The 5,755-nt window shown below is 69.4% G+C and carries 4 protein-coding genes and 1 pseudogene; 4 read left to right on the top strand and 1 reads right to left on the bottom strand.

The features are described 5' to 3' along the window. Window positions 1–284 (bottom strand): annotated as a pseudogene (locus tag B551_RS12525) (hypothetical protein); the annotation flags it as partial. Window positions 285–433: 149 nt separating this feature from the next. Between B551_RS12525 and B551_RS12520 the strand changes: the two are divergent. From B551_RS12520 to B551_RS12505, 4 genes are all read left to right on the top strand, one after another. Then, a complete protein-coding gene (locus tag B551_RS12520) occupies window positions 434–2,404 on the top strand; it encodes a lytic transglycosylase domain-containing protein (RefSeq protein ID WP_006577569.1) in 1,971 nt (656 codons plus the stop codon). A 141-nt stretch (window positions 2,405–2,545) separates the two neighbouring features. Further along, the gene (locus tag B551_RS12515; RefSeq protein ID WP_006577568.1) at window positions 2,546–3,568 is read left to right on the top strand and encodes a complex I NDUFA9 subunit family protein; all 1,023 of its coding nucleotides are present in this window, start codon (window positions 2,546–2,548) and stop codon (window positions 3,566–3,568) included. Window positions 3,569–3,937: 369 nt separating this feature from the next. After that, window positions 3,938–4,627 (top strand): glutathione S-transferase family protein, encoded by a 690-nt coding sequence (locus B551_RS12510; protein ID WP_006577567.1) that lies wholly within the window; start codon window positions 3,938–3,940, stop codon window positions 4,625–4,627. 25 nt (window positions 4,628–4,652) lie between these two features. Next, window positions 4,653–5,755: multifunctional CCA addition/repair protein (locus tag B551_RS12505; RefSeq protein WP_023264204.1), on the top strand; the 1,103-nt coding region annotated here is incomplete at its 3' end.

Genomic DNA, 5,755 nt, shown 5'->3' with positions numbered 1-5,755 from the left:
GCCGCGAGCCAGCGCGCCACCAGGCCGCACGCGTCGAATTCCTGCTGGATCGGCCAGTAGAACCCCAGGCAACGCACCGGCAACCAGTCGAGCAGCGCGGCCAGCTCGGCCTCGATGCGCGCGTCCAGCCGCTGCCGCTGCGGCAGGCTGGCGCGGCGTGCCAGCAGAGCAGCCCGCAGCGCCCGGCGTTCGGTCACCGGATCAGCGGCGGGATCGCCGGACGGCGAAGACGGTTGCGCGGACGAGGGCGAGGGATCGAGCGGACCGGTCGGTGCGTTGGCCATGAGCGGGAGAATTACGTGCCGAAGCAGGGCGTTAGTCCCGGATCGGCCGGTGAGAAGCGCGTGTGATAATGTCCGCGGACTATTGGTTTTCAAGCGGTTCGGCAGCCACATCCAGCGCCGGCCGGGCCGCCACAACAAGGAAAGACAGGATGCGCAACGGAGTATATCGGCAGCGTGCGGGACAGTTCGCATTGACCGCGATCGCCACCGCCTTGAGCTTGACGCTGCTGGCAACACCGGCCGCCGCGCAGAAGCGCACGGTATCGTCGAACGGACAGGGCGCCGCATCGACGATGATCCCGGGCAATCCGGACGACGCCTTCCGGGCGCTGCGCGAAGCCGCCCGCAAGAACGACGTGGCGCGCGCCTATGCGATCTCGGCCACGCTGGTCGACTACCCGGTGCCCTCCTACGTCGAATACTTCCGCATCAAGCCGCAGCTGTTCGATGCCAGCGGCCTGGCGCGCATCGACGCGCCCGACGACGAGGTGCGCGCCTTCCTGCAGCGCTACCAGGGCGAGGCGATCGCCGACCGCATGCGCAACGACTGGCTGCTGGTGCTCGGCAAGCGGCGCGACTGGGCCAACTTCGACGCGCAGTATCCGCAGTTCGTGCTGAAGGACGATACCCAGGTCGAGTGCTATGCGTTGCTGTCGCGCGCGCTGAAGGGGCAGAACGTCGCCGCCGAGGCCCGTGCGCTGCTGACCGAGCCGAAGAACTATGGCGAGGGCTGCGTCGACCTGATCGGCTATCTGTACCAGAGCCGCCAGATCACGCGCGCGGACGTCGCCTTCCAGGCCCGCACCGCGCTGGAGCAGAACTACACCACGCTGGCCGGGCGCATCGCCGCCACCGTGCCGGACGTCCCCGTGGACGGCGATACGCTGGCCATGGTGGTCAAGATGGCGCGCAGCGATCCGGCGCAGGCCGCCGCCTACCTGACCGCCAGCTCCGGCAGCCTGTCGCGCGACGAGCAGGGCGCGGGCTGGGGCGTGGTCGGCCAGTTCGCCGCCAAGAAGCTGCTGCCCGATGCGGCCGGCTACTTCCGCCGTCAGGTCGAACTGGGCGGCAACCAGTGGCTGTCGACCGAGACGCAGGAGTGGCGCGTGCGCGCGGCGCTGCGCCAGGGCGACTGGAAGCTGGTGCGGCTGGCGATCGAATCGATGCGCCCCGAATTGCGCACCAAGGATCCGGCCTGGACCTACTGGCTCGGCCGCGCGCTGGCCGAAGCGGGCCGCAACGACGAGGCCCGCCAGCAGTACCAGTCGATCGCCAGCGGCTTCAATTTCTACGGGCAGCTCGCCAGCGAGGAACTGGGCCAGCGCATCACGCTGCCGGCGCGTACCCAGGTCAGCGATGCCGAGGCGATGGCGATGCGCACGCGCCCCGGCTTCCAGCGCGCCAAGGCGTTCTACGACATGGACCTGCGCTTCGAGGGCAACCGCGAATGGAACTGGGAGCTGCGCGGCATGAGCGACCGCGAGCTGCTGGCCGCGGCGGAGTACGCGCGCCGCATCTCGCTGCTGGACCGCACCGTCAACACGGCCGACCGCACCCAGGCGCAGCACGACTTCTCGTTGCGCTTCCTGATGCCGTTCCGCGACATCATGCAGCGCGCCACCGATCAGGCGGGCCTCGACATGGCGTGGGCCTACGGCATCATCCGGCAGGAGTCGCGCTTCATCATGAACGCGCGCTCGTCCGCCGGCGCGCACGGCCTGATGCAGGTGATGCCGGCCACCGCGAAGTACGTGGCCCGCAAGATCGGCATGACGGACTTCACGCCGTCGATGATGAGCGATCCGAATGTCAACATCCTGCTCGGCACCAGCTACATGAGCATGGTGCTGACCGACCTGGACAGCTCGCAGACGCTGGCGTCGGCCGCGTACAACGCCGGCCCGGGCCGGCCCAAGAGCTGGCGCACCAGCCTGTCGCGGCCGGTCGAGGGGGCGATCTTCGCCGAGACCATTCCGTTCACGGAGACGCGAACCTACGTCAAGAATGTGCTCTCCAACGCCACGTACTATGCTGCATTGATGCACGGGCATCCGCAGTCGCTGAAGGCGCGGCTGGGCACGGTGGTGCCGTCGCAGGTCACCACCACCAGCCTGCCCTGACGGGGCCGTGACGGCGCCCCGCGGGTGCGCCGACGGGGTGCCCCGGGGCGAGATGTCCGCCGCTGCTTGACGCAGCATCGAACGCTGGGTCGAAACCCGCCGCGGCAGCCGTGCCGCGGCCACCGTGCCACGGAGGACATCATGCTGACGAGCAATGTGCTGGTGATCGGCGGTTCGGGCTTTATCGGCAGTCATCTGGTCGCGCGCCTGTCGGGCGTGGCAAACCGCAGCAACGCGCCGCTCGAACACGCGACGGTGGTCATCCCGCCGATGGATCCCGAACGGATCGTGGTGGCCACGCGCAACGAGGACAATGCGCGCGATCTGCTGGCGCTGCCGCGGGTCGAGATCGCGGTGCTCGATGTCGCCGACGAGGCGGCGCTCGACAGCGCGATCGGATCGCTGGGCATCGAGGGCATCGTCGTCAATCTGGTCGGCGTGCTGCACGGCGGGCGCGGCGACCCTTACGGGGCAGGGTTTGCCGCCGCCCATGTCGAACTGCCACGCCGGCTGATCGAATCGATGCGGCGCACCGGCGTTCGCCGGCTGCTGCATATGAGCGCGCTCGGCGCCGACAGCGCGGGCCCGTCGATGTATCTGCGCAGCAAGGGCGACGGCGAGCGCGCGGTGCGCGAGAGCGGGCTGGACTGGACGATCTTCCGCCCCTCGGTGGTGTTCGGCCCCGACGATCATTTCCTCAACCTGTTCGCCAGCATGCAGCGGCTCGCGCCCGTGGTGCCACTGGCCTGCGCGCAGGCGCGCTTTCAGCCGGTGTTCGTGCAGGACGTCGCGCAGGCGATGGTCAATGCGATGGCGACCCCGGCCACGATCGGCCGCTGCTACGAACTCGGCGGCCCGCAGGTCTATACGCTGGAGGAACTGGTGCGCTTTGCCGGCGAGGCCTCCGGCCATCCGCGCCCGGTACTGCCGCTGCCCGACGCGCTGGCACGCCTGCAGGCGGCCGTGCTCGAACATATGCCGGGCGGCCCGGTGATGTCGCGCGACAACCTCGATTCGATGCGGCTGGACAATGTGCTGAGCGGCCCGATGGCGCCCGAGCTCGGCGTGCATCCGACCAGCCTGGAGGCGGTGATGACCGAGGCGCTGTCCGGTGGCAGGGAGACGCGGCTGGAGGCGTTGCGCTCGAGCGTGCATCGGCGGTGAAGGTGGGGTGGGAGCTGCCCTCTCCCCGGCCCTCTCCCGCAAGCGGGAGAGGGAGAAAACCGGCAGGCGGCTCCCACTGCCGCTTGCGGGAGAGGAAGAGAAACCAACAGAGGGTTTCTCACCCCCTTGCGGGCGGACGGCTCCCCTCTCCCGCTTGCGGGAGAGGGCAGCGGACCCGATGCGCTCGTATGTGACCCAGATTGACACTCCTTGCGAGCCCAATTCGTTTGGTCCGGCCCGGAGCCGCTGGCTACAATGTTCGGCCTGAAGCGCAGAGTGGTCAGCCATACCGCTTTCCTGTCTTTCCGGTCTTTCCCGCATGCCACCGATCGCGCTCGCCTCGCTCTCTCCCTCTCCAAGGACTCCCAAATGAAGCTCGTCATCGGCAACAAGAACTATTCCTCCTGGTCGTTGCGTCCCTGGCTGGTGATGGCGCACGCCGGCATTCCATTCGAGGAAGTGCCAGTGCGCCTGTTCACGCCGAGCTTCGCCGAGGAGATCGGCCGTTATGCGCCGGCCAACAAGGTGCCGGCGCTGATCGACGGCGATATCGTGGTCTGGGACTCGCTGGCGGTCGTCGAATACCTGGCCGAGCGATTCCCCGACAAGCAGCTGTGGCCGCGGGACCCGGCCGCGCGGGCCTTCGCGCGCTCGATCTGCGCCGAGATGCACGCCGGCTTCGGCAATCTGCGCAGCCAGCTGCCGATGAACCTGAGCGCGATGCTGCCCGGCATGGGCTGGAACGTCGCGGTGCAGCGCGATATCGACCGCATCGTGCAGCTGTGGCAGCAGGCGCGCGAGCGCTTCGGCAACGGCGGCCCGTTCCTGTTCGGCGCGTTCTCGATCGCCGATGCCTACTTTGCGCCGGTGGTCTGTCGCTTCGCGACCTATGGCATCCACCTGCCCGAGCACGCCAAGGCCTATGCCGATCTGGTGCTGGAACTGCCGGCGCTGCAGCGCTGGATCGCGGCGGCCCGCGAGGAGCGCGATTTCCTCGCGCCGGACGAGCCGTATCGCGCCGCGCCGGACCGCGACGACGCGATCGTGATCCAGCACTGAAGCGTCGGACCGAGGAAGCAGCTCCATGCAGATCTACGCCGTCGGCGGCGCCATCCGCGACCAGTTGCTGGGCACCCCCAGCCAGGACCGCGACTACGTGGTCGTCGGCGCGACGCCGGCGCAGATGGAAGCGGCCGGCTTCAAGCCGGTCGGCAAGGACTTCCCGGTCTTCCTGCATCCGCGCACCCGCGAGGAATACGCGCTGGCGCGCACCGAGCGCAAGACCGCCGCCGGCTACAAGGGCTTCGCCTTCTATTGCTCGCCCGAAGTCACGCTGGAGGACGACCTGATCCGGCGCGACCTGACCATCAACGCGATGGCGCAGGCGGTGGACGAGCAGGGCAACCTGGTCGGCCCGGTGATCGACCCGCACGGCGGCCAGCGCGATCTGGCCGCTCGGGTATTCCGCCACGTGTCGCCGGCCTTCGCCGAGGACCCGGTGCGCATCCTGCGCCTGGCGCGCTTTGCCGCGCGCCTGCCCGAATTCACCGTCGCGCCGGAGACGCTGGCGCTGATGCGGTCGATGGTGGACAGCGGCGAGGTCGACGCGCTGGTGGCCGAGCGCGTCTGGCAGGAGTTGGCGCGCGGGCTGATGGAGGCGCGCCCGTCGCGGATGTTCGAGGTGCTGCGCGAGTGCGGTGCGCTGGCGCGGCTGATTCCGGAGCTGGACAGACTGTGGGGCGTGCCGCAGCGGACCGAGTATCACCCCGAGGTCGATACCGGCGTCCACGTGATGATGGTGATCGATACCGCTGCCGCGATGCGGGCACCGCTGACGGTGCGCTTCGCGGCGCTGGTCCATGACCTGGGCAAGGGCACCACGCCCGCCGACGTGCTGCCGCGCCATATCGGCCACGAGCAGCGCAGCGTGGCGCTGCTCGAAGCGGTCTGCAAGCGGCTGCGCGTGCCGACCGATTGCCGCGATCTCGCCGTGCTGGTCGCGCGCGAGCACGGCAATATCCATCGCTCCAGCGAATTCGGCGCGGCGGCGGTGACGCGGCTGCTCGAGCGCTGCGATGCGCTGCGCAAACCGGAGCGCTTCGCCGAGGCGCTGCAGGCCTGCGAGGCGGACGCGCGCGGCCGGCTCGGCTTCGAGCAGCGCGACTATCCGCAGCCGGCCCGGCTGCT

Origin of the sequence: Cupriavidus sp. HPC(L) (genome assembly GCF_000307735.3) — a bacterium.
In the GTDB taxonomy this organism is placed as follows: Bacteria; Pseudomonadota; Gammaproteobacteria; order Burkholderiales; family Burkholderiaceae; genus Cupriavidus.
Note: the sequence above shows the minus strand (reverse complement) of the source record. Positions and strands in the feature narration are given on the sequence as shown.